Origin of the sequence: Thioalkalivibrio sp. ALMg3 (assembly GCF_000381225.1) — a bacterium.
GTDB classification, from domain to species: domain Bacteria; phylum Pseudomonadota; class Gammaproteobacteria; order Ectothiorhodospirales; family Ectothiorhodospiraceae; genus Thioalkalivibrio; species Thioalkalivibrio versutus.
The window spans coordinates 93,861-117,331 of the sequence record NZ_KB906219.1; the positions used below are offsets into that span (position 1 = coordinate 93,861).

The window sequence follows — 23,471 nt, forward strand, 5'->3', positions numbered from 1 at the left end:
GCCGATGACCCCTGACCAGCCTCTGCGTCTGGCCCTGGCCCAGATCAATCCGGTCGTGGGCGGGCTGGACGACAATCGCCACCAAATCCTCGAGGCCATCGAGCAGGCCCGTGCCGGTGGCGCCCGCGCGGTGGTTTTCCCCGAACTCGCGGTCACCGGCTATCCCCCCGAGGATCTACTGCTGCGCCCGGCCTTCCTGCTGGGCGTGGAGCGCGCGGTGGTGGCGATCACCAGGGCGGCGCGGGATATCGACGTGATCCTGGGTGCCCCGGTGCGCAGCGACGCCGGCCTGATCAACGCGGCCCTGTGGCTGCGCGACGGGGCCTGTATCGCGCGCTACGCCAAGCAGGTCCTGCCCAACTATTCGGTCTTCGACGAGCAGCGCTATTTCGTTGCTGGCGATGCCCCCTGCGTGGTCGAGCTGGATGGCTGGCAGATCGGGCTGACCGTCTGCGAGGACATCTGGCAGCCGGGTCCGGCCGCCGGGGCGCAGGCTGCCGGGGCCGAGCTCCTGCTGAATCTCAACGCCTCGCCCTACCACCGCGGCAAGGCCGAGGAACGCCTGCAGGTGGTCGGGGCGCGGGTGGCCGAGACCGGCTGCCCGGTGGTCTACGTGAACCAGGTGGGCGGGCAGGATGAACTGGTGTTCGACGGCCGCTCGTTCGTGCACGACCCGGTCAACGGGGCCCGCGCCGTGCTGCCCGCCTGGGCCACCGGCCAGGGCCAGGTAGAGGCAAGTCGCAGTGCGCAGGGGCCGGTCCTGCGGTCCCGCGACGAGCACATGCATCTGTCCGCCTGCGGCATTCTTCCGACCCTGACCGACCCCGGCCCGGAACCGGACGAGGCGGACGCCCGTGACCTCTATCAGGCGCTGATGATCGGCATCCGTGACTACGTGAGCAAGAACGGCTTCCCGGGGGTATTGCTGGGCCTGTCTGGCGGCATCGACTCCGGCCTGACCGCGGCCTTGGCGGCGGATGCGCTGGGCCCGGCGGCGGTGACCGCGGTGATGATGCCCTATCGTTACACCGCCTCGATGAGCATCGAGGATGCGGAGGAGCAGGCGCGGCTTCTGGGTCTCGAATACCACGAGATCGCCATCGAGCCGATGGTGGAGAGCTTCATGGCCGGGCTCGGGGATGCCCTGGCGGCCTACCCGGCCGGGGCGGGGGATGTGACCGAACAGAACCTGCAGGCGCGCGCTCGCGGCGTGCTGCTGATGGCGCTGTCCAACCGCAGCGGCAAGCTGCTGTTGGCCACTGGCAACAAGTCCGAGATGGCGGTGGGCTATTCCACGCTGTACGGCGACATGAATGGCGGTTTCGCGCCACTGAAGGACGTCTCCAAGCAGTGGGTGTACCGCCTGGCACGCTGGCGCAACACGTGCGGCGCGGCGATCCCGCCACGGGTGATCGAGCGCCCGCCCAGCGCCGAGCTGGCGCCGGACCAGCAGGATGCCGACTCGCTGCCGCCATACGATGTGCTGGACGCGATCCTCGAGGCCTTCGTCGAGCAGGAGCAGTCGGTCGCCGAGATCGTCGCCCAGGGCTTCGACCGCCCCACGGTGGAGCGCATCGCGCGCATGGTGTTCATCGCCGAGCACAAGCGCCGCCAGGCCGCGCCGGGGGTGCGGGTCAGCCCGCGCGCCTTCGGCCGCGACCGGCGCTACCCGATTACCTCCGGTTATCGTCCGGACTGAGTGATCCCCGACGCCGTACCCGGCCCCCGTCATTGCGAGGAGGCGAAGCCGACGTGGCACAAAAGCAGCGAAGCTGCGTTGAACGGCCGTAGGCCGGCCCGAAGGGCGAGCGTAGCGAGTAACCTCCGTCCGGAACCACCGATGTCCGCCTTGGCCGGCATCGGGGCCACCCATGGAGATCGCCACGGCGCTGCGCGCCTCGCGATGACGGTGCTTCGTCGCTGCGTTCCTCGCAATGACGGGGGCACGGGACGCGCGCGGGGTTGGATCTATCAGCGCAGCGCCGGGGGTTTGATACACTTCCGGGTGTGAGACAAGCGCCCGCGCAGCGGGCTCAACCAAAGGGATTCGCATGAAGAAGATCGAGGCGATCATCAAGCCGTTCAAGCTGGAAGATGTCCGCGAGGCCCTGACCGAGATGGGCATTGCCGGCATGACTGCGACCGAGGTTCAGGGTTTCGGGCGCCAGAAGGGCCACACGGAACTCTACCGGGGCGCGGAATATGTGGTCGACTTCCTGCCCAAGGTGAAGCTGGAACTGGTGGTGGACGACGACCGTGTCGATCCCTGCATCGACGCGATCGTGAAGGCCTCGCGCACCGGCAAGATCGGGGACGGCAAGATCTTCGTGTCCGACATGTCGCGCGTGGTCCGCATCCGCACCGGCGAAGAGGGCAGCGAGGCCCTCTAGCAGGGCGGAGTTACGGGCATCGTCATTGCGAGGAGGCGAAGCCGACGCGGCACAAAAGCAGCGAAGCTGCGTTGAACGGCCGCAGGCCGGCCCGAAGGGCGAGCGTAGCGAGTAACCTCCGTCCGGAACCACTGGATCCCGGCGCTCTGCCAGCTTCAGGAGGTTGCTTCGTCGCTGCGCTCCTCGCAATGACGGTGCCACCCCCAAGGTGGTGCGGGGCCCCGCCGGGGGATGGCTTTACGGTTGCGCCGCTTTCCCCGCTTAGTTCGTCAGGAAGGGGATGCGGTCCATCACGCGCCACAGGCCGCGGCGTTCCTCGCCTTCCAGTTCCACCGGTTCGCCGGCGCGCACGGCGACGGCGGCATCCGGGTAGTTCAGTTCCAGCACCGTCATGGTGTTCTCGGCATGGTCTTCCAGGCCGAGTTCGGTGTAGGCGCGGTGCAGCACGGCCAGGGCCTTCGGCATCACCTCGGCCCCGGGATAGGTGGCCACCACGTTGCGCGCGCGCTGGGCCGCGGCGACCCAGGCGGTACGTTCCATGTAAAACTCTGCCACGCGCAGCTCGTAGGCGGCCAGTGCATTGCGGATGTAGAGCATGCGCTGGTAGGAGTCCGGGGCGTAGCGGCTGTCCGGGAACTCGCGGATCAGGCGGTCGAAGTCCTGGAAGGCCTGGTCGAAGGGTTCCGGGTCCATCTCGGCCGGGTCGCGCGGGAACAGGTTGGCGAGAAAGCCCTGCTGGCGGTTGAAGTTGATCAGCCCGCGCAGGTAGTACGCATAATCGAGGTTCGGATGCCGCGGGTTCAGCTGCACGAAGCGGTCCACGGCCGCCAGGGCGGGCTCCGGCTCGCCGGCCTTGTAGTAGGCATAGGGAATCTCGATCTGCGCCTGCTGGGCGTAGCGCCCGAACGGGTAGCGCGCCTCGAGTTTTTCGTAGTATTCGACGGCCTGATCGTAATTGCCCTCGTTCAGGGCGTTCTTGGCCTCGCCGTAGAGCTGACTGGCAGACCAGCCGAGCGTGGGGTCTTCGCGCCCGGCGCAGCCGGCGACCACGAGCGCCACGAACAGAACGACGAGCAGGCGCGACAGGTGCGGGACAGAAATCACGGCGAGGCCTCACAGATGAACCAAAGTCCAAGGATTCTACAACATCAAGCCCCGGTGGCGACGAGCGGGAGGCCGCGCAATGAGTGAACCGCGTGAGGCCCATCTGCCGGAGGAGGCGGCCGGGCAGCGCCTGGATGCCGCGCTGGCGCAGCTGTTCCCCGAGTATTCGCGCAGCCAGTTGACCCAGTGGCTGAAGGAGGGCGCGCTGCGGGTGGACGGTGCCTCGCCGCGCCCGCGCACGCCGGTTCGAGGGGGCGAGCGGGTGGAACTGATCGCGCCGGACGCCCCGGTGCTGGCGGCGCAGCCCGAGGCCATAGCGCTGGATGTCCTGTACGAGGATGCGGCGGTGCTGGTGATCAACAAGCCGGCCGGGCTGGTGGCCCACCCGGCAGCCGGGCATCGCGACGGCACACTGGTCAATGCCCTGCTGCACCATGCCCCGGAACTGGCGCAGTTGCCGCGCGCGGGCGTGGTCCACCGCCTCGACAAGGACACCACCGGATTGATGGTGGTCGCGCGCACTCCGGAGGCGCAGACCGCCCTGGTGCGCCAGTTGCAGGCGCGCAGCGTGCACCGTGAGTACCGCGCGCTGGTCCAGGGGCGGGTGATCAGCGGTGCCACCATCGAGGAGCCGATCGGGCGCCACCCGGTGGATCGCAAGCGCCAGGCGGTGACCGGCGGTGGCAAACCCGCGGTCACGCATTACCGCGTGGCCGAGCGCTTCCCCTCCCATACCCTGCTGAATGTGCGCCTGGAGACTGGCCGCACCCACCAGATCCGCGTGCATATGGCGCATATCCGTCACCCAATCGTCGGGGATCTGACCTACGGCGGACGCCCGCGGCCGGTCAAGGGCATGGGTGAGGCGGCCAAGGCCACGGTGGCGGCCTTCAAGCGTCAGGCCCTGCATGCGGCGCGCCTGGAGTTCGAGCACCCGACCAGCGGCGAACCCTGCGCGTTCGAGGCCCCGCTACCGGAGGACTTCGAGGGCCTGCTTGCAGCCCTGCGCGCCGATGCCCGGGAGACCGGTGATGCCTGAGACCCTGCCCCTGCTGGCGCCGTCCCCCGGCGAACTGCCGGCCGGCGTGCGCGCGGTCCAGACCACGCGGGTGGGCGGCGTCAGTACCGGGCCCTGGGCCGCGCTGAACCTGGCGCTGCACACTGGCGATGACCCGGAGCATGTGGCGGAGAATCGGCGTCGGCTGGAACCGTCTTTGGGGCTGGCCGCGCCGATCGCCTGGCCGCGCCAGGTCCACGGCACCGGCGTGACCAACGCCGACACCCTGCACGCGGCGCTGGAGGCCGGCGACGCGGCCGAGGCCGATGCGGTGGTCAGCGACCGGCCCGGGATCGTCTGTGCGGTGCAGACCGCCGACTGCCTTCCGGTGGTGCTGGCGACCGCCGATGGCGCGGCAGTGGGGGTGGCGCATGCCGGCTGGCGCGGGCTGGCCGACGGGGTGCTGGAGGCCAGCGTGGAGGCCCTGAAGACGCTGCGCCCGGGGATGCCGATCCAGGCCTGGATGGGGGCGGCCATTGGCCCCGCGGCCTTCGAGGTGGGCCCCGAGGTCCGCGAGGCCTTTGTCGCGCACGACCCGGAGGCCGTTGCCGCGTTCCGCCCCGGCGCCGAGGGCCGCCTGCTGGCGGATCTCTACCTGCTGGCCCGGCAGCGCCTGCAGCGGGCCGGGGTGGCGCAGGTCGCCGGTGGCGGACGCTGCACCTTCAGCGAGGCGGATACCTTCTTTTCCTACCGCCGCGATGGCGAGACCGGCCGCATGGGCACGCTCGTCTGGGTTGACCCCGGCCACCTGCGTTAACCCCGGCGCTCGGTCCGGCGCGAGGGTTGCCCATGGAGATCGCCGCGTCGCTGCGCGCCTCGCGATGACGGTGCTTTTTCCTGCCCCCGTCGTTGCGAGGCCCCGCAGGGGCCGTGGCAACCTCCGCGCGCAGCCCCGATGTTCGTGCGTGACGGTGTTGCCGTTTGTCTGATGCGGGCGGTTGCGTCCGTCTATCCTTGAAGGTCGGGGGATTGTCCCCATCATTGGTGTCAGTTCACCCAGATTTGACCGAGGGGTTTCCCAATGCGAATGGATCGCCTGACGACCAAGTTCCAGTCCGCCATCGCGGATGCACAATCGCTCGCGGTAGGCCGCGATCACCAGTTCATCGAACCGGCCCACCTCCTGCTGGCCCTGCTGGACCAGGAGGGCGGTACCATCCGCCACGTGCTCGACCGCGCCGGCGCCAACGTGCGCCAGCTGCGCTCCGCGCTGGGCGAGGCGCTGGACCGCCTGCCCAGGGTGGAGGGTGCCGCGGGCGAGGTGCATGTCTCCAATGACCTGGGGCGCATGCTGAATGTCTGCGACAAGCTTGCCCAGGAGCGCAAGGACCAGTACATCCCCAGCGAGCTGTTCCTGCTCGCGGCGATCGCCGAGAAGGCCGGTGTGGGCGAGATGCTGCGCAACGCCGGCGCCAACAAGGACTCCCTGGAGAAGGCCGTGGAAGATATGCGCGGCGGTGCCCAGGTGGACGACCCGAACGCCGAGGAGAACCGCCAGGCGCTGGACAAGTACACCATCGACCTCACCGAGCGCGCCGAGCAGGGCAAGCTCGATCCGGTGATCGGGCGTGACGAGGAGATTCGCCGTTCGATCCAGGTCCTGCAGCGGCGCACCAAGAACAACCCGGTGCTGATCGGCGAGCCCGGGGTCGGCAAGACCGCGATCGTCGAGGGCCTGGCCCAGCGCATCATCAACGGCGAGGTGCCCGAGGGGCTGAAGGACAAGCGCGTGCTTGCGCTGGATCTGGGCGCCTTGCTGGCCGGGGCCAAGTACCGCGGCGATTTCGAAGAGCGGCTGAAGTCCGTGCTCAAGGAGCTTTCGCAGGAAGAGGGTCGCGTGATCCTGTTCATCGACGAGATCCATACCCTGGTGGGCGCCGGCAAGGCCGAGGGCGCAATGGACGCCGGCAACATGCTCAAGCCGGCGCTGGCACGTGGCGAGCTGCACTGCATCGGCGCGACCACGCTGGACGAATACCGCCAGAACATCGAGAAGGACGCCGCGCTGGAACGCCGCTTCCAGAAGGTGGTGGTCGACGAGCCCACGCTGGAAGACACCATCGCTATCCTGCGCGGTCTGAAGGAGCGCTACGAGGTCCACCACGGGATCGAGATCACCGACCCGGCGATCGTCGCCGCGGCGCAGCTGTCGCAGCGTTACATCACCGATCGCCAGCTGCCGGACAAGGCGATCGACCTGATCGACGAGGCCAGCTCGCGGATCCGCATGGAGATCGACTCCAAGCCCGAGTCCATGGACCGCCTGGAGCGGCGCCTGATCCAGCTCAAGATCGAGCGCGAGGCGTTGAAGAAGGAATCCGACGACGCCTCGAAGAAGCGGCTGGATACCCTGGAGGGCGAGATCGATCGCCTGGGGCGCGAGCTCTCCGATCTGGAAGAGGTGTGGAAGTCCGAGAAGGCCTCGGTCTCCGGCGCCGCGCAATTGAAGGAAGAGCTCGAGCGCGCACGTACCGAGCTGGAGACCGCCCGCCGTGCCGGCGACCTGTCGCGCATGTCCGAGTTGCAGTACGGGCGCATCCCGGATCTGGAGAAGTCCCTCGCGATGGCCCACGAGATGGAGAGCCAGGAGACCCAGTTGCTGCGCACCAAGGTGACCGACGAGGAGGTCGCCGAGGTGGTTGCGCGCTGGACCGGCATCCCGGTCTCCAAGATGCTGGAGGGCGAGAAGGACAAGCTGCTGCGCATGGAAGAGGCCGTGGGTGATCGCGTGGTCGGCCAGACGGAAGCCGTGCGCGCGGTGGCCAACGCCATCCGCCGTTCGCGGGCGGGCCTGTCCGATCCGAACCGGCCGAATGGCTCGTTCCTGTTCCTCGGCCCGACCGGGGTCGGCAAGACGGAGCTGACCAAGGCGCTGGCGTCATTCCTGTTCGACACCGAAGAGTCCATGGTGCGCATCGACATGTCCGAGTTCATGGAGAAGCACTCGGTGGCGCGGTTGATCGGGGCGCCCCCGGGCTATGTCGGCTACGAGGAGGGCGGCTACCTGACCGAGGCCGTGCGCCGCAAGCCCTACTCCGTGATCCTGCTGGACGAGGTCGAGAAGGCGCATCCGGATGTCTTCAACGTGCTGCTGCAGGTGCTGGATGATGGTCGTCTGACGGACGGTCATGGTCGCACCGTGGACTTCCGCAACACGGTGATCGTGATGACTTCCAACCTCGGCTCGCAGCAGATCCAGGAGATGGCCGGTGAGGCGAACTACGATGCAATGAAGGCCGCGGTGATGGAGATCGTCGGGCAGCACTTCCGCCCCGAGTTCATCAACCGCGTGGATGATGTGGTGGTGTTCCACCCGCTGGAGCGCGAGCAGATCCGGGCGATTGCCGGCATCCAGCTGCAGTTCCTGCGCAAGCGTCTGGAGGAGCGCGATCTGGGGCTCACCATCACCGACGCCGCGCTCGATCACCTGGGCGCCGCCGGTTTCGACCCGGTGTACGGCGCGCGTCCACTCAAGCGGGCCATCCAGACGCAGATGGAAAACCCGCTGGCCCAGTCGCTGCTGTCCGGCGAATTCGGCCCCGGCGATACCATCGAGGTGGACCTGGCTGGCGACCAGCTTGCCTTTACCCGGGCTGCAGCTGCTGCCTGATCGGGATTTCGCTGTTCCGATCCAACAAGGCCCGCCCCGTGCGGGCCTTTTTTGGGTCCGGGAGCAGCTGCGGGCGAAGGGGCGGGCGGCCGTATCCGGCGGTGGGGACGGTGACGGGGTCAGTCGTCGTGGCTGGCGTGGGCGTCCACCGGTTCCTCGAAGGCGATGAACAGGATGCAGTCCTCGTCCGATGTGCAATGGGTGGTATGTGCCAGCCGGGCCGGTCCGTAGGCATAGGTGCCGGGTCGGAGCACGACCGGGTCCTGGTCGTCGTAGTCGACCTGCATCTCGCCGCTGACGAGCACCATGCGTTCGGCGCTGGTGTGCCAGTGGTGGGGCGCGGTGCTGTTGCCGGGGAGGAGGAAGAAGACGTCGGCATTGGGCTGCGCCGGGTCACCTTGCAGCACGGCGAGCCGGCAGCCATCCGGCATGAAGTCCGGGCACGGGCCCCATTCGAGATCGGGGGAATCGGGTTCGTGGATGAAGGCCGGGCCCTGGTCCGCCGTCGCGACCGTCCAGGCGGCGACCAGCGTGAGGGCGGCGGCGGCCGAGGCAAGGCGGGGTATGGCCCCGGTGGGCGGGATATCGCGTTTGAACATGGTGCACCTCCTGTGGGTCGGCTTTACCCGGCGCGCTCCGGGTGGGCGTGTCGTGGTGTGGCTGACCGGGCGGGTGTCCGTCCGGAGCGGCTTTTGCCTGTAAGTCTGGCTGGTTCACGTGGGGGTGGCTTCCAAGATCTTGCGGCAGGGGGGCGGATGTTGCGGTAGGTGGGCACCAGGCAGCGCCACGATTGCCGGCTCGCTACACTCGGGGTCTGGGAGCTATCGGATAGGGATGTTCGGAATGGGTGTGTTGCGAGTGTGTGCGGTCCTGGCGGTGGTGATGGGGCTGGTGGGGTGTTCGCTGCTGGATGCGCGCGAGCAGCTGGCGCGGATGGGCGGGGCCTGTGTGATCAGCGGTACGGTAGGATCGAACGAAGGGGCGGATGGGTCGGAACGGACCGGGCCCTATGTTGTGGCGGTGTTCCGCGAGCCGGTCGCCGGCGCCGTTGTGCCCGAACCGGCAGACCACGTGGTGAGCGCGCGCGGCGGGAGCTGGTTCTTTGCCCTGGAGCCTGGTCGTTACAGCGTGCTGGCCTTCCGCGACGAGGATGGTGATCGCGCGCATCCGGCCGGCGCACCGGTCCAGCACGTCGCGCGCGGCGATTCGCTGGATTGTGGCCCTGGCGGACGGCTGACCGGGATCGATATCCGCGTGAACGGGAATGATCGCCTGGCGCACGCCATTCGCCTGCCGGATACGCGGGGTCCTGGGGACGGCGCGGCGCCGGACCCCGCGCCGCTTAGCCTGGGCCGGGTGACGGCCTACGGCGAGATCGCCCATCTGGAGGATCCGCGCTTCGCGACCGAGGTGGCGCGGGGCAGCCAGTGGCGCCCGCTGGATTTCGTGCTGTCGGGGTATGCCGGGGTGTACTTTCTTGAGCCATACGATCCCGCACGGACGCCCGTGCTGTTCGTGCACGGGATGAACGGCTCGCCGCGTGACTTCGCCGGGTTGCTGGAGGGGCTTGACCGAGAGCGTTACCAGCCATGGTTCTACTATTACGCCTCCGGGCTGCCGCTGCAGTCGGCCGCGGCGCATCTGGCACAGGTGGTCGAGGAGCTGGAGGTGCGCCACGGCGTCGAGTCACTGCCGGTGGTGGCACACAGCATGGGCGGGCTGATCGCGCGCGGCTTCCTGAACGAGCGCGCCCGGCGCGAGGCGGCGGCGACCGTGCCGGCGATGATCACCCTGTCCACCCCCTGGGCCGGACACGAACGCGCCCAGCGGGGTGTCGATCGTTCGCCGGTGGTCATTCCGGTATGGCGCGACATGGCCCCGGGCAGCGATTACCTGGAAGGCCTGTTCGCAGATGCCAACACGGAGGTGACCGAGCTGCACCTGCTGTTTGGCTACCAGCGCGGGGAGGGAGGCGCGCGCGCCACTGCGGACGGGGTGGTCACCCTCGCCAGCATGCTGCACCCGCCCGCGCAGCGCGAGGCGGCCTCGGTCTTCGGGGTGGCGACCACGCACGCCGGCATCCTGTCCCATCCATTGGTGCTGGAGCGAGTGGACGGGCTCTTGTCCGGCGTACAGGGGGACTGACTGGCGTCTGTGTTGGTGCGTGCCGCCGCGACGGCGCAATGGGATCGGCGTAGTCTGAAGGCATGCCTGTCGCCTGGACGTCCTCGGCAGGCCAGTCAACGGGGAGCGCGATGCAGTTGTTCGAGTGCGAGGTCTGTGGGCAGGGGGTGTACTTCGACAACACCTTCTGTACCCGCTGCGGCCACCGGCTGGGATTCCTGCCGGACCGCCTGGAGGTCTCCGCCCTGGTGCCGGCGGGGGAGGCCGTGGGCGCCCGTGGGCGCCCGATCCCCGGTGGCCTGTGGCGGGTAGCGGACGAGCCGGACGGGCTGTTTTATCGCCAGTGCCGGCACTATGCGGTAGACGCGGTGTGCAACTGGATGGTGCCACATGAAGAAGCCGAGCCGTTCTGTCGCGCCTGCCGCCTGAATCGCACCATCCCGGACCTCAGTGTGCCGGGCAATGCGCGGCTGTGGGAGCGTCTGGAGGCCGAGAAGCGACGCCTGGTATATGGCCTGTTGCGCCTGGGCCTGCCGGTGGTGCCGCGGAAAAGCGATCCTGGGGGGATTGCGTTTGATTTCCTGGCCGATCCGGCCCCGGAGTTCCGCGAGGGTGGGGGCGTGGTCACCGGCCATTCGCACGGGCTCATTACCATCAATATCGCCGAGGCCGATCCCGCGGTGCGCGAGCGCATGCGCGAGGCGATGGCCGAACCCTATCGCACCATTCTCGGCCACTTTCGCCATGAGTCCGCGCACTACTACTGGGATCGATTGATTCGCGGTAGCCACTGGCATACCGATTTTCGCGAGCGCTTCGGCGACGAGCGCGCGGACTACGACGAGGCCCTGCGGCGCCATTACACCGGTGGTCCGCCGGCGGATTGGCAGGCCTCGTTCGTGTCCGCCTATGCCAGCTCGCACCCCTGGGAAGACTGGGCCGAGACCTGGGCTCACTATATGCACATCGTGGATACGCTGGACACGGCCTCCGCCTACAACATGGACATCGAACCCGTCGCCGGACCGTCGGCGCGGCTGGGCGCGCAGGGGAATCTGCCGGCTTTTGATGCCTATGCCACGGCGGACTTCGATCTGCTTCTGGAGCATTGGCTGCCGCTGGTCAGCGCCCTGAACAGCCTGAATCGCAGCATGGGTCACTCGCATGTCTACCCCTTCGTGCTGACCGCTACCGCGATCGCCAAGCTGGCGTTCGTGCATCAGGTCATTCAGGATTTCCGCATGGGCATCCGCGTACAACCGGCGGGCGCCACCGGCCCTTGATCTGCCGGCCTGGATCGGCAAAGGTCCTGTCCTGAAATACATCCATCGCGCAAGCGAAAGGACGCGAGATGTACAACGTTGCCACCCGTGGCCCGTTCAAGGGGCTGAACCCGCGTGTTGCGCCGCTGGCGCTGATGCTTGTGGTGATCATCGCCCTGCTGGGGGTTTATCGAACCGAGCAGCTGGGCGCAGTGGTGGGGGATGCGCGCGCCTTCGTGACGCCGCTGCTGGAGTGGTACTACGTGGTGATCATGGCCTTCTTCCTGGTCATGGTGATCTGGCTCGGGGTCGGGCGCTACAAGAACGTGCGCCTGGGGCGCGACGACGAGGTCCCGGAGTTCACCACGCTGTCCTGGCTGTCGATGCTGTTCGCCGCCGGCATGGGCGTCGGCCTGCTGTTCTGGGCGGTGGCCGAGCCGCTGTCGCATTACGGCGGCAACCCGTTTCTGGCCGAGAACGGCAACCAGGCGGCCGCCGCCGACATGTCGATGGTGCTGACGTATTTCCACTGGGGGCTGAATGCCTGGGGTGTGTTCGCGCTGCTGGCACTGATCCTGGCCTATTTCAGCTTCCGCAAGGGCCAGCCGCTGGCGCTGCGCTCGGCCCTGCACCCGCTGATCGGCAAGTACAGTCATACCTGGCCGGGCGATCTGGTGGATCTGCTCGCCATCGTGGCCACGGTCTTCGGGATCGCAACGACTCTGGGGCTGGGTATCCAGCAGCTGGAGGCCGGGTTGGCGCATACCGTGGGCCTCTCGCTGGAAGGGGATCGCGGTCTCCTGCTGCTGACGGCGCTGCTGACGGTGACTGCGATCGTGTCGGTGGTGGCCGGGATGCAGGCCGGGGTGCAGCGGGTCAGCCAGGCCAACCTGTGGCTCAGTGTCGCTCTGCTTGGGCTACTGCTGGTATGGGGTCCAACCCAGTACTTGCTGGCCTTGGTGGTGCAGTCCAGTGGTAGTTACATGCAGAACCTGCTGGGGCTGTCGCTGTACACCCATGCTCACCACCTGGACGAGTGGCACTCCGACTGGACGGTCTTCTACTGGGGCTGGTGGCTGGCCTGGGCGCCGTTCGTCGGGCTGTTCATCGCGCGCATCTCGCGCGGGCGCACGCTGCGCGAGTTCGTGATGGGTGTGCTGCTGGTGCCGACCCTGATCACCTTCTTCTGGCTCGCACTGCTGGGCGGTACGGCCCTGCACGCCGAGGTCGAGGGCATCGCGAACATTGCCGATCAGGTGGCGGAGGACCTGACCATGGCGACCTTCGCCACCATGGAGACCCTGGAACCCTGGTTGATCGCGAAGAGCGGGGCCGTCCTGATTACGGTGCTGATCGCGACCTACCTGCTGACCTCGGCCAATGCCGGCATCGTGGTCATCAACACCCTGCTGGCCCATGGGTCCACCGAACACCGGGCGATTCACCTGATCCTGTGGGGCGCGATGATCGGTCTGGTGACCGGCGTGCTACTGCTGGCCGGCGGGCTGGAGGTCTTGCAGAATGCAGTCATCCTGGCCGCGCTGCCGTTCTCGCTGGTGATGCTGATGATGGTGGTGGGCCTGATGCGCGCCCTGGAAGACGAGCGCTATGCCCCACGCCCGGGCGAGCATACGGTCGCCCCCAGCGAGCCATGGACCATTCCGCCGGATCGCGTCCACGAGGACTTTGACATGGACGACGATGCCCCCGAGGCCCGTGACGAAGACGACGACCCTCGTCGCTCCTGACGGTCCCAGTTTTCCACCACGAAGCACACGAAGAAGGTCAAAAGCCTTTGCACCACAGAAGGCACGGAGGAAAGAAAGGAACGCGGTAACGCCTGGGTGGCGAAGGCGCCGTTCGATTCGCCTTGCCCTTCAACCCTGATTTTCTCCGTGCCCTCTGTGGTTCAAATCGCTCTTGAACTTACCTTCTTCGAGCCTTCGCGCGCTTCGTGTTGAACACACCAGGGAGGGAAAGGCCCGCGCATCTTGCGTTCACTTTCGGGGTGGCGGGGCTTGCCGTAGCCTGTGCGCAACGATTTCACGAACCGCGAGAGGAACCCCATGAGCGATACCCTGCAGTTGTCCGGCGAGTTGATTCAGAAGGTCCAGGATCTGCTGACCGAGGTGGACCCGAAGGCGCAGCAACCCATCGTGGCCGTGCAGTACCTGAGCGCGATCACCGGGTTCATGGTCGCGCAGATGCCGGAGTCGGTGAACGAGCGCAAGGAGTACCTCAAGCAGCTCTCCGAATTTACCGAGTCGGTGTTCGTGGACGTCGAGAGCCGCAAGCAGACCGCCCCGCCGCCGCAGGATGCCAGTGGCGTGTGGCGCCCCGGCGAGAACTGAGCGCCACGGGCCATGCCGTCGGGCGTGGCCGCAACCGGGGGGCGGCGCAACCTCGGTGATCTTGCGAAGGCGGCGGTCAGTTGTTCCCGTCGCCTTTGTTTTTGTCCTTGCGCATCTGGCGCAGCATGGCTTCCTGTTCGTTGAAGCTGGGCATGCGGCGCTTGCCGCCGGCGTCGCGGGCCGGGTCGTTGCGACCGGCCAGGCCTGATTGCCCGGGCTTTTCGGCTTCCTTGATCTGCTGGTATTCGTCCAGTTCGCGGCGGGCGTCTTCGTCGCTGGTGTAGCGGCCACGGTAGTCCTGCGGTGGCTTGTGGCCCTTGCGCAGGAAGAGCTGCTTGCGTAGCTCCTTGTTGTAGTCGGTCACTCGGCGGTCAATCCACCACAGGTCCACCAGCGCCCATGACACGCCAATAATCAGCGGTAGCAACCACCAGGCGGCGGGGCCAAATCCGGCGAGGGCCAGGGTGGCCGCACTGAGTGCCAGGAAGCCGGCGCCGCCCAGCGGCTCGTGCAGGTAGAAGCGATGCAGCCCGAGCGGGAACAGGATCCACGCAGCGTAGGCCGCAGGGCGGGTGCGCATCTCGCGAGCGAGGCGGGCGTTGACCGCCTGCAGGCCGCCACCTTCCAGGTCCAGTTCCTTCCAGGCCTTGCTCATGCGGTTCTCCGTTGCGTTCGCGTGTGAGGGCCACGGTAGTCCGACCGGAGCGTACGGGCGATTGTGCGGGTGTCGCGCGGGGCTTTTGCGGACGCGGCTTCAGTCCTCTTCGCGGGTGGCGTCGCGTTCCAGCAGCCGGCGCACAGTGTCGTGCACCGGGCGGCCCTGATAGAGCACCGCGTGCACCTCGGCGCAGATCGGCATGTCCACTTCCAGTGCCTTCGCCCGCGCCACAGCGACCCGGGCGGTCTCTACGCCCTCCACCGACTGTCCCACCCGCGCGCGGGCGGTGTCGAGATCCAGGCCTTCGCCCAGCATCCGGCCCAGACGCCGGTTGCGCGACTGGTTGTCGGTGCAGGTGAGGATCATGTCCCCCAGTCCGGAGAGGCCGGTGAGGGTGGTCGGACGGGCGCCGACCGCCGCGCCGAAGCGCTGGATCTCGGCCAGCCCGCGGGTCATCAGTGCGGCGCGCGCATTGGCCCCGAACCCGGCGCCGTCGGCAATACCGGTGGCCACCGCGAGCACGTTCTTCAGCGCGCCGCCCAGTTCCACGCCGATCACGTCCGTATTGCGGTACAGGCGCAGCGAGCGCCCGTGCAGGGCCGTAACCAGGCAGTCCATGTGGCCCTCGTCGCTGGAGGCCACGGACAGCGCGGTCGGCTGCTCCTGCGCCACCTCGGCGGCGAAGGAGGGCCCGGAGATCAGAGCGGGCGGGCGCTCGGGCCCCAGTTCCTGTTCGGCAATCTCGTGCAGCCAGGCCCCGGTTGCCGTCTCCAGGCCCTTGGTGGCCCAGGCGACCACCTGGTCGCGTGCGAGGCGCGGGGCGATCCAGCGCAGGGTTTCGCGGAAGGCGCCGGAGGGGACTGCGATCAGGACCAGGTCGCGGCCCTCGATGGTCGCCGGGTCGGCGCTGACGCGCAGGTTGTCCGGGAGGCGCAGACCGGGAAGGTAGCGGGCGTTCTCGCGCTCGCGTTCCAGTTGCCCGGCCGTGGCGTCATTGCGCACCCACAGGGCGACGTCGGCATGCAGGCGGGCCGCATGCACCGCCAGCGCCGTGCCCCAGCAGCCGCCTCCGAGGACCGCGATACGCATCGGTTGCGCCTCGCGTCAGGCCTGTTGCGTGGGCTCGGCCTGTTCCCCGCCGGCCTGTTGCTTCTGTTCCTGCAGGTGCTGGGCATACAGCGACTCGAAGTTGACCGGCTGTAGCAGGAGCTGCGGGAAGCCGCCCTTGAGCACCAGGTCGGCCACCGTTTCGCGGGCGAACGGGAACAGCACGTTGGGGCAGTAGGCACCCAGCAGGTGGTTGCGCTGATCCTCGGCAAAATTGCGCAGGATGAACACGCCGGCCTGCTTGATTTCGACCAGATAGGCGGTCTTGCCGTCGGATTCGGTGGTCACGGTCAGGCCCAGTTCCACCTCGAAGGCGCCGGCGGCCTCGTCGATCGGACGTGCGTTGGTGTTCAGCTGGATGTTGGTCTCGCCCTTCCACTCGCGCATGAATACCTCGGGGGATTCCGGCGCCTCGAAGGACAGGTCCTTGATGAAGACCTTCTGGATAGAGAAGTCGGGCCGGTCACTCTGTTCGGCCTGGGCCGCGCCGTTGCCGCTCTTCGGGGAATTCTTCTCTTCAGCCATGATGTTGTCTCGCAGTCGTCTGGAATCGGGGCATTGTAAGGGGGATGAGCGGTGTTTTTCGGGGTCGCCGGGGCGATCCCGTTTGCCGCCCGTTGCCGGCGGCGGCGCGTGTTATCCGGAGGCGTTGTCGGTCGGGCCTTCGAGGCCGGCCTCGCTGGCCAGGCGCGCCAGTTGGCCGTTACTGTCCATCGCCTGCAGTTCGTCGAAGCCGCCGATGTGTGTGTCGCCGAGAAAGATCTGCGGGACCGAGCTACGGCCGGCGGCGCGCTGTTCCATCTCTGCGCGCAGACCGGGTTCGCGGTCGACGGCGTACTCCGCGAACGGGTAGCCACGCTGATTGAGCAGGCGCCGCGCGAGCAGGCAGAATGGACAGCGCCCGCTGGAGTAGACCTCGAACTGCATTACTTCTTCTTGATGGGCATGTTGGCCGATTGCCAGGCCTGGATGCCGCCCTGCAGGTTGACTACGTCCTCGAACCCGGCCGCGGTCAGTTGCTGCGCGGCGCTGGCGGAGCGGTTGCCGCTGCGGCAGTACACCACTACCGGTTTGTCCTTGTATTTCTCGATGTCGCCCATGCGCTTTTTCAGGCTGCCGAGCGGGATATGCTTGGCGCCGCCGATGCGCCCGGAGGCGACTTCGTTGTCCTCGCGCACATCCAGCACCAGGGCGTCGTCCTGGTTGATCACGCGCACCGCCTCGACCGGCGAGAGCGAGCGATACTTGCGGTTCAGGCGTCGCAGTTCGACGAACAGGATCATCCCGATCACCGCCAGCAGGGCGCCGGTCAGGATGGGGTGGTTGGCGAGAAATTCGGGCAGGCGTTCAAGCATTCGGGAGACCGGATCGGAGGGGTGGGTGTCAGGAACTGCAGAAAACGTCCTGCATCATACCGATCAGGCGCAGGGTCCGGGAGTCCCCCACCCGGTAGTAGACCCGGTTGGCGTCCTTGCGCGTGGCGAGGATGCCCTTGTCGCGCAGGATGCCGAGATGCTGCGAGATGTTGCTCTGCGACGTCCCGACCTGATCGACGATTTCCTGTACGCTGATTTCGCGATCGCCGAGAATGCAGAGGATCTTCAGACGCAGCGGGTGGGACATGGCCTTGAGCGAGCGCGAGGCCCGCTCGATGTCTTCGTCCTGGGACATCAAACCGTCTTCGACGTACATTTCGTCTTCAACCGTTTCGTTGCTCACGGCATGCCTCTCTTGCTCGCGAGGGAAGGCCCTCGCAACTGGGTCAGAATATAAGAACCTAAACGTACCCCGATATGCGAATTTGCGCAATCTTGAGTCATCCAAGCGGTTCACGCGCCCTTTTGTGGTGCGGTGCGTTGCTCTGTTTTCTGTGGCCGGTCAGCGCCGTGGCGCTGGAACCGGAGGCGGAGCTGCGCGAGACGCGCGAGGCCATCCAGGACCTGGAGCGTAGCCAGGAAGAGCGTTACGCGGCCCTGCAGCATCTGGAAGGGCTGCTCGCGGAGGCTGCTCGCGGGACCGAGGCCTCGCGCCAGGAGCTGCGCGAGCTGGCGCGGGCGCGTTCGCGTCAGGAGGCGGTGGTCGCCGACCAGGAGGACCGTGTGGACGAGGCCCGGGAGCGGCTGGAGGCAGAACGCCGCGCCGCGGCTCGCCTGGTGCGCGATCAGTGGCAGGGCGAACGCCATCCCGGACGGAGCGACGGTCGGTCTGCGGAGCACCGCCATCAGGCCGCGTTTGCCGCGCGCATCCGCGAGGCGCGCGAGCAGGCCCTGGTCGTGTTGCGCGACCGCATCGAGGCGCTGGAGACGGCGCGCGAGAACCTCGCGCGGGAGCGGGCGGTGCTGGCAGAACGGGAAGAGCAGGCCCGCGCGGCGGTCGCGGATCTGGAACGCGAGGAGGCGCACCAGCGCCAGGCGATGGCGGAGCTGGAGGCGGTGATCGAGGACGAGTCGCTGGAACTGGAGCGCCTGGCGCGCAATGCCGAGACCCTGGAGACGGTGATCGAGGAGGTCGAGGCTCGCAGCGCGGCGCGTGCCGCGGCACCCCGCGAGTCCACCCCCGAACGGCCGGACGTGGCCTTCGTGGAATTGGAGGGCGAGCTTCCGCGTCCGGCCGAAGGCCGCGTGATCCGCAGTTTCAACGAGTCCCGTGGTAGCCGCCTGCGCTCGCGCTGGCGTGGCGCGGTGCTGGCGGTCGATAACGGCACGGCGGTGCGCGCAGTGCACTACGGCCAGGTGGTCTACGCCGACTGGATGCAGGGCTACGGCTTCCTGGTGATCGTCGATCATGGGGAGCGCTACCTGACACTCTACTCCAATGTAGAGGAGATCCTGGTGGCGGAAGGCGAGACCGTGGGTGCTGGCGAGCAACTGGCCGTGGCGGGCGAGGGCAGCGAGGCGATTGCGCCCGGGCTTTACTTCGAGATCCGTCACAACGGCGGACCATTGAACCCCGAGAGCTGGTGGCCCTCTCAGTAGAGGGAAAAAGATGGAATGCGCCCATGCCCCGGCAAAAGGCCGATCGGTGGCGTGCATTCAGGCAGCCGTCACATTGCGGGTGCTACCATCTTCACACAAATCACCTCAAGTGAACGAGGAAAGGTAATGAGCAAGTCTTGTCGCACCGGATACTCCCTGATCGTCGGACTGGTTGTCGGGGTCATGTTGAGTGTCTCGGTGGCGGTCTACGCCGACCGCGACAATGGCGCGCAATCCGCTTTGCCAGTAGAAGATTTGCAGCGCTTCACTGACGTATACATGCGCATCAAGCGCAATTACGTCACCGAGGTCGAAGACAAGGATCTCCTGGACAATGCGATCCAGGGGATGCTGTCCGGCCTTGACCAGCATTCGGCCTATCTGGACGAACAGGACTTCGAGGACATGCAGGTCGGGACCTCCGGCGAGTTTGGCGGTCTGGGCATCGAGGTTGGCATGGAAGACGGCTTCGTCAAGGTCATCGCGCCGATCGATGACACCCCGGCCAGCCGTGCCGGGGTCGAGGCCGGTGACCTGATCATTCGCCTGGATGGCGAGTCGGTGAAGGGTATGTCCCTGTCCGACGCGGTCGCCAAGATGCGCGGCGAGAAAGGCTCGGACATCACCCTGACCATCCTGCGCGATGGCGAGGACCGCCCGAAAGAAATCACCATCACCCGCGACGTGATCCAGGTGCAGAGCGTGCGCTCCGAGATCCTGGAGGACGGCTTCGGCTACGTACGCATCAGCAATTTCCAGCAGCGCACGGCACGCGACTTGGTGCGGGCGATCGAAGACCTGCAGGAACAGGGCGAGCTGCAGGGGCTCGTGCTGGATCTGCGCAACAACCCCGGTGGCATTCTGACGGGCGCTGTGGGCGTCTCGGACGCCTTCCTCGAAGAAGGCCTGATCGTCTACACCGAAGGTCGGCTGGAGGATTCGCAGTTCCGCTACCAGGCCTCGCCGGGGGATGTTCTCAAGGGCGCGCCGATGGTCGTCCTCGTCAATCGCGGATCGGCCTCCGCCTCCGAGATCGTGGCGGGTGCGTTGCAGGACCACCGGCGGGCCGTGGTTATGGGTCAGAACACCTTCGGCAAGGGTTCGGTGCAAACCATCCTGCCGCTGACCCAGAACACCGGGATCAAGCTGACCACCGCGCGTTACTTCACGCCTGATGGCCGTGCCATCAACGAGGACGGGATTGACCCGGACATCCGCCTGCAGCAGCTCGTGGTGCAGCGCTCCGACAGCGAAAATGGCGGTGCCCGCATGGGCCGTGACGGCCTGCCGGAATCTGTGGATGCGGACGAAGACAATGGCGAGACGTTGGCCGAGCGCGATTACGGTATGAACGAGGCGCTGAATCTCCTGAAGGGCCTGAACTTCTACAACCGCCGCTGAGCGCGGTGGACAGGGAGGATTGATGCCGAACGTACTGGTGCCCCTGGCCGCCGGGGCCGAGGAACTGGAGGCGGTCACGATCATCGACCTGCTGCGCCGGGCGCAATTCGAGGTCACCGTGGCCGGGCTGGAGCCGGGGCCGGTGACCTGCTCGCGGGGCACGGTGATCCAGCCGGATACCACGGTTGATCAGGTGCTGGATCAGTCCTTTGACCTGATCGTCCTGCCGGGTGGCCTGCCCGGCGCCAATCACCTGCGCGACGACGCCCGGGTGCAGGGTTTGCTGCGGGCGCAGGCCGAACGCGATGGCCACTTGGCCGCGATCTGTGCCGGGCCCAAGGCGCTGGCCGAGGCCGGGCTGCTGGAGGGGCGCACCGTGACGGCCTTCACCGGCGCGCTGGACGAGGCGGGGATCCCGTCCACTGGCGCCCCGGTGGAGATCGACGGGCGCCTGATCACCGGCCGTGGCCCGGGTGCCGCGATGGACTTCGCCCTGACCCTGATCGAACAGCTCGCCGGCCGCGAGGCCCGCGACGCCGTCGAGGGCCCGCTGCTAAGGCCCTGATGGTCTTAGCCACGAAGCGTACGAAGACCCGAAGGAAGACACGAAGAGGGTAGGATGTGTTGAGCGCAGCGAAACGCATCGGGGCCCGGATCATTCCGTGAGGCCGATGCGATTCGCTGCGCTCATCCTCACCCTGCCCGCTGCAAAACGATCGTGGCCTTTCTGATACGCCTCAAAAGGCCCGATGGAGGTCGTCAACACCCGCTGTTTCGTGCGCGATAGCGCGTCGTCCCCGGACGGGGCGCCAACTCTGTGGTGGAAGGTTTTGACCTTCCTCGTGCGCTTCGTGGTGGATTCGCCCTTCGTTCTGGAGCTATCCCACGGTCGCGTAGCGGGTGGCGGTGCCCAGCCAGCGTTCGATCAGGGCGGCGGCGCGCGCCGGGTCCTTCTCGATGCGTGCGGCAAGGGTGGTGGCCTCGTCGAGCAGGTCCTGGTCGCGTGACCAGTCGGCGACGCGGAAGCTGCGATCGCCAGTCTGGCGCGTGCCCAGCAGTTCGCCCGGACCGCGCAGCTTGAGATCCACCTCCGCAATCTCGAAGCCGTCGTCGGTGCGGCGCATCGCCTCGAGGCGCTCGCGGGCGGTATCGCCCAGTGGCGGACGGTAAAGCAGCACGCAGGCCGAGGCGGCACTGCCGCGCCCGACCCGGCCGCGCAGCTGGTGCAGCTGCGACAGCCCCATGCGTTCGGCATTCTCGATGATCATCAGGCTGGCGTTGGGGACGTCGACGCCGACCTCGATCACGGTAGTCGCCACCAGCAGGTCGATCGCGCCCGCGCGGAAGCGCTCCATCACCGCATCGCGCTCGGGTCCCTTCATGCGTCCGTGGGCCAGTCCGATGGTCAGCTCCGGCAACGCCTCGCGCAGGCGTTCGGCGGTGGCCTCGGCCGATTCCGCCTCCAGTTGTTCCGATTCCTCCACCAGCGGGCAGACCCAGTAGGCCTGGGTGCCGGAGCCGCAGGCGGCGCGGATGCGTTCGATGACCTCGTCACGGCGCTCGTGGCTGATCAGCGCGGTGCGTACCGGGGTGCGCCCGGGCGGGCGTTCGTCGATGACCGAACTGGCCAGTTCCGCGTACAGGGCCATGGCCAGCGTGCGCGGGATCGGGGTGGCGGTCATGATCAGCTGATGCGGCATCCGGCCGTTGCCCTTGTCGCGCAGGGCCATGCGCTGGTGCACGCCGAAGCGGTGCTGTTCGTCGATGATTGCGAGCCCCAGATGATGAAACCGCACCTCCTCCTGAAACAGGGCGTGGGTTCCGATCGCGACCTGGCGCTGCCCGCTGGCCAGTTCCGCGAGCAGTTGGCCGCGCTCGCTGGCCGTCTGGCGTCCGCCCAGCCAGGCGATCGCGACGCCCAGTGGTTCCATCCACTGGGCAAGATTGCGCCCGTGCTGGCGGGCGAGTAGTTCGGTCGGGGCCATGAACGCCACCTGATAGCCGGCCTCTACCGCCGCCAGCGCGGCTGCGACCGCGACCAGGGTCTTGCCGGAGCCGACATCGCCCTGGACCAGACGGTTCATCGGCTGCGGGCGCGCGAGGTCGGCCAGGATCTCTTCGGTAACACGCTCCTGTGCGCCGGTGGGTTCGAAGGGGAGCTGCCCGCGCAGTTGTTGCCACAGCGCCCCCGGGGACTGGATGACCGGGGCGCTGCGTGTGTCCGCGGGCATCCGGCTCTGCTGCATGCGCGCGAGTTGGTGGGCGCAGAGCTCTTCCAGGGCCAGCCGTGTGCGCGCCGGGCTGCGGTTCTCCGGGGTGTCCAGGGCGGCCAGTGCGTCGGCCTGCGCCGGTGGGTGATGGAGCTGCTCGAGGGCGCTATGCAGGCCAGGCAGGCCCTGCCGGGGCAGTTCCGGAAGCAGGTCGGGCAGGGCCTGCATCCCCGGCAGGGCGTGCGCGACCAGCTGGCGCAGCAGCTTTTGCGACACGCCCTCGGTGGTCGGGTAGATCGGGGTCAGGTGCGACTCCATCGCCGGCGGGCTATCGCCCACGGTCTGGATCTCCGGGTGCACGCACTCCAGTGCGCCGGGCATGCCGCGGGGCTCGCCGAAGGCGCGGATGCACGTGCCGGGGCTCAGGCGGCGCTGCTGGTTGGCCCCGAAGTGAAAGAACCGCAGCAGGACCTGGGCCTGGCCGTCGGCCAGGGTGACCACCAGCATGCGCCGGCGGCGGTGGACCACCTCGGAGTGGGTGACGCGCCCCTCGAACAGTGCAGCCAGCCCCGGACGGAGCGCGGCAATCGGCGTCAGGCGCGTGCGATCCTCGAAGCGCAGGGGCAGATGGAACAGCAGGTCCCCGGCCTGCTCCAGACCCAGACGCTCCAGTCGTTCCGCCACCGCCGGGCCGACACCCTTCAGCGCGGTCAGCGGGACCTGCAGCTCCACCGGTTGGGTTCGCGCAGCGCGATCAGTCGCGCGGGCACCAGGCGATGGCGTCCATTTCCACCTGGGCGCCCTTGGGCAGGGCGGCCACGCCGATTGCGGCACGTGCCGGGTAGGGCTCGTTGCAGACTTCGCTCATGATCTTGTTCACAAGCGGGAAGTGAGCCAGGTCGATCAGGAAGATGTTCAGTTTGGCGATATCGGCGGTGCTGGCTCCCGCCGCCTCCAGGACAGCCTGGAGGTTGGCGAACACCTGGCGGATCTGGTCCTCGATGCCGCCGTCGACCAGTTCCATGGTGGCCGGGTCCAGCGGGATCTGGCCGGACAGGTACAGGGTGTCGCCGGTACGCACGGCCTGCGAGTAGGGGCCGATGGCGGCCGGGGCGTTTTCGGTCTGGATGATCTCGCGCGACATGTGGACTCCTTGTACTGCCGGGTTGAATCTTGATAGGGCCGCGATTGCTGCATGCGGACCCGCCATTCTACTGATCAA

At 67.6% G+C, this 23,471-nt stretch carries 21 protein-coding genes and 1 pseudogene; 12 read left to right on the forward strand and 10 right to left on the reverse strand.

Annotated elements, in window-relative coordinates; genetic code table 11:
- The first annotated feature begins 4 nt into the window (after positions 1–4).
- Positions 5–1,699, forward strand: a complete 1,695-nt coding sequence (locus F622_RS0100480) for an NAD+ synthase (RefSeq protein WP_019571137.1) — start codon at positions 5–7, stop codon at positions 1,697–1,699.
- Between the two features lie 352 nt (positions 1,700–2,051).
- A complete protein-coding gene (locus tag F622_RS0100485) occupies positions 2,052–2,390 on the forward strand; it encodes a P-II family nitrogen regulator (protein ID WP_017940393.1) in 339 nt (112 codons plus the stop codon).
- A gap of 261 nt (positions 2,391–2,651) precedes the next feature.
- Here F622_RS0100485 and F622_RS0100490 read toward each other — a convergent pair whose 3' ends face one another.
- Positions 2,652–3,494: an outer membrane protein assembly factor BamD gene (locus tag F622_RS0100490; protein ID WP_018144137.1), complete on the reverse strand. Its 843-nt coding sequence runs from the start codon at positions 3,492–3,494 to the stop codon at positions 2,652–2,654.
- Between the two features lie 79 nt (positions 3,495–3,573).
- On the opposite strand from F622_RS0100490, the gene rluD reads away from it, so the two are divergent.
- From rluD to clpB, 3 genes are all read left to right on the forward strand, one after another.
- On the forward strand, positions 3,574–4,533 hold the full coding sequence (gene rluD, locus F622_RS0100495) for a 23S rRNA pseudouridine(1911/1915/1917) synthase RluD (RefSeq protein ID WP_019571138.1): 960 nt from the start codon (positions 3,574–3,576) through the stop codon (positions 4,531–4,533).
- The gene (gene pgeF / locus F622_RS0100500; protein WP_019571139.1) at positions 4,526–5,308 is read left to right on the forward strand and encodes a peptidoglycan editing factor PgeF; all 783 of its coding nucleotides are present in this window, start codon (positions 4,526–4,528) and stop codon (positions 5,306–5,308) included. The genes rluD and pgeF overlap by 8 nt, the downstream gene beginning before the upstream one ends.
- Positions 5,309–5,578: 270 nt before the next feature.
- Positions 5,579–8,161 carry an ATP-dependent chaperone ClpB gene (gene clpB, locus F622_RS0100505; RefSeq protein ID WP_018168085.1) on the forward strand — a complete coding sequence of 861 codons (2,583 nt, stop codon included), beginning with the start codon at positions 5,579–5,581 and terminating at the stop codon, positions 8,159–8,161.
- A gap of 119 nt (positions 8,162–8,280) precedes the next feature.
- Here clpB and F622_RS0100510 read toward each other — a convergent pair whose 3' ends face one another.
- The gene (locus F622_RS0100510; RefSeq protein ID WP_018168086.1) at positions 8,281–8,760 is read right to left on the reverse strand and encodes a cupin domain-containing protein; all 480 of its coding nucleotides are present in this window, start codon (positions 8,758–8,760) and stop codon (positions 8,281–8,283) included.
- 244 nt (positions 8,761–9,004) lie between these two features.
- On the opposite strand from F622_RS0100510, the gene F622_RS0100515 reads away from it, so the two are divergent.
- The 4 genes from F622_RS0100515 (at position 9,005) to F622_RS0100530 (ending at position 13,898) form a co-directional block, all read left to right on the forward strand.
- Positions 9,005–10,306, forward strand: coding sequence for an alpha/beta hydrolase (locus F622_RS0100515; RefSeq protein WP_018649713.1), 1,302 nt, complete (start codon positions 9,005–9,007; stop codon positions 10,304–10,306).
- Between the two features lie 110 nt (positions 10,307–10,416).
- Complete coding sequence (locus tag F622_RS0100520; protein ID WP_018952107.1) at positions 10,417–11,568, forward strand: putative zinc-binding metallopeptidase; 1,152 nt, start codon at positions 10,417–10,419, stop codon at positions 11,566–11,568.
- A gap of 68 nt (positions 11,569–11,636) precedes the next feature.
- Positions 11,637–13,295, forward strand: coding sequence for a BCCT family transporter (locus F622_RS0100525; protein WP_018952106.1), 1,659 nt, complete (start codon positions 11,637–11,639; stop codon positions 13,293–13,295).
- 318 nt (positions 13,296–13,613) lie between these two features.
- Entirely contained in the window at positions 13,614–13,898 is a 285-nt protein-coding gene (locus tag F622_RS0100530; RefSeq protein WP_018168090.1) for a hypothetical protein, read from the forward strand.
- A 76-nt stretch (positions 13,899–13,974) separates the two neighbouring features.
- On the opposite strand, the gene F622_RS0100535 is transcribed toward F622_RS0100530, so the two are convergent.
- From F622_RS0100535 to F622_RS0100560, 6 genes are all read right to left on the reverse strand, one after another.
- On the reverse strand, positions 13,975–14,553 hold the full coding sequence (locus F622_RS0100535) for a hypothetical protein (protein WP_018168091.1): 579 nt from the start codon (positions 14,551–14,553) through the stop codon (positions 13,975–13,977).
- Between the two features lie 99 nt (positions 14,554–14,652).
- Positions 14,653–15,645: an NAD(P)H-dependent glycerol-3-phosphate dehydrogenase gene (locus F622_RS0100540; protein ID WP_019563816.1), complete on the reverse strand. Its 993-nt coding sequence runs from the start codon at positions 15,643–15,645 to the stop codon at positions 14,653–14,655.
- Positions 15,646–15,660: 15 nt separating this feature from the next.
- Positions 15,661–16,188: a protein-export chaperone SecB gene (secB, locus tag F622_RS0100545; RefSeq protein ID WP_018938372.1), complete on the reverse strand. Its 528-nt coding sequence runs from the start codon at positions 16,186–16,188 to the stop codon at positions 15,661–15,663.
- A gap of 111 nt (positions 16,189–16,299) precedes the next feature.
- Positions 16,300–16,590 carry a glutaredoxin 3 gene (gene grxC / locus F622_RS0100550; protein ID WP_019563815.1) on the reverse strand — a complete coding sequence of 97 codons (291 nt, stop codon included), beginning with the start codon at positions 16,588–16,590 and terminating at the stop codon, positions 16,300–16,302.
- Positions 16,590–17,018 carry a rhodanese-like domain-containing protein gene (locus F622_RS0100555; RefSeq protein WP_018144124.1) on the reverse strand — a complete coding sequence of 143 codons (429 nt, stop codon included), beginning with the start codon at positions 17,016–17,018 and terminating at the stop codon, positions 16,590–16,592. Before F622_RS0100555 ends, grxC begins: the two co-directional genes overlap by 1 nt.
- A gap of 28 nt (positions 17,019–17,046) precedes the next feature.
- Positions 17,047–17,382: a helix-turn-helix transcriptional regulator gene (locus F622_RS0100560; RefSeq protein WP_026182005.1), complete on the reverse strand. Its 336-nt coding sequence runs from the start codon at positions 17,380–17,382 to the stop codon at positions 17,047–17,049.
- 74 nt (positions 17,383–17,456) lie between these two features.
- Here F622_RS0100560 and F622_RS0100565 point away from each other — a divergent pair, with 74 nt between their 5' ends.
- The 3 genes from F622_RS0100565 (at position 17,457) to F622_RS0100575 (ending at position 20,604) form a co-directional block, all read left to right on the forward strand.
- A complete protein-coding gene (locus F622_RS0100565) occupies positions 17,457–18,638 on the forward strand; it encodes a murein hydrolase activator EnvC (RefSeq protein WP_038095993.1) in 1,182 nt (393 codons plus the stop codon).
- 126 nt (positions 18,639–18,764) lie between these two features.
- Positions 18,765–20,039, forward strand: a complete 1,275-nt coding sequence (locus F622_RS0100570) for a S41 family peptidase (RefSeq protein ID WP_018168096.1) — start codon at positions 18,765–18,767, stop codon at positions 20,037–20,039.
- A gap of 22 nt (positions 20,040–20,061) precedes the next feature.
- Positions 20,062–20,604, forward strand: coding sequence for a DJ-1 family glyoxalase III (locus tag F622_RS0100575; RefSeq protein ID WP_018175801.1), 543 nt, complete (start codon positions 20,062–20,064; stop codon positions 20,602–20,604).
- Positions 20,605–20,917: 313 nt separating this feature from the next.
- Here the strand turns inward: F622_RS0100575 and recG are convergent.
- Positions 20,918–23,011: pseudogene (gene recG, locus F622_RS0100580) on the reverse strand (ATP-dependent DNA helicase RecG); the annotation flags it as partial.
- Complete coding sequence (locus tag F622_RS0100585) at positions 23,004–23,393, reverse strand: RidA family protein (RefSeq protein WP_019571141.1); 390 nt, start codon at positions 23,391–23,393, stop codon at positions 23,004–23,006. The pseudogene recG and the gene F622_RS0100585, both read right to left, overlap by 8 nt.
- Positions 23,394–23,471: the final 78 nt, after the last annotated feature.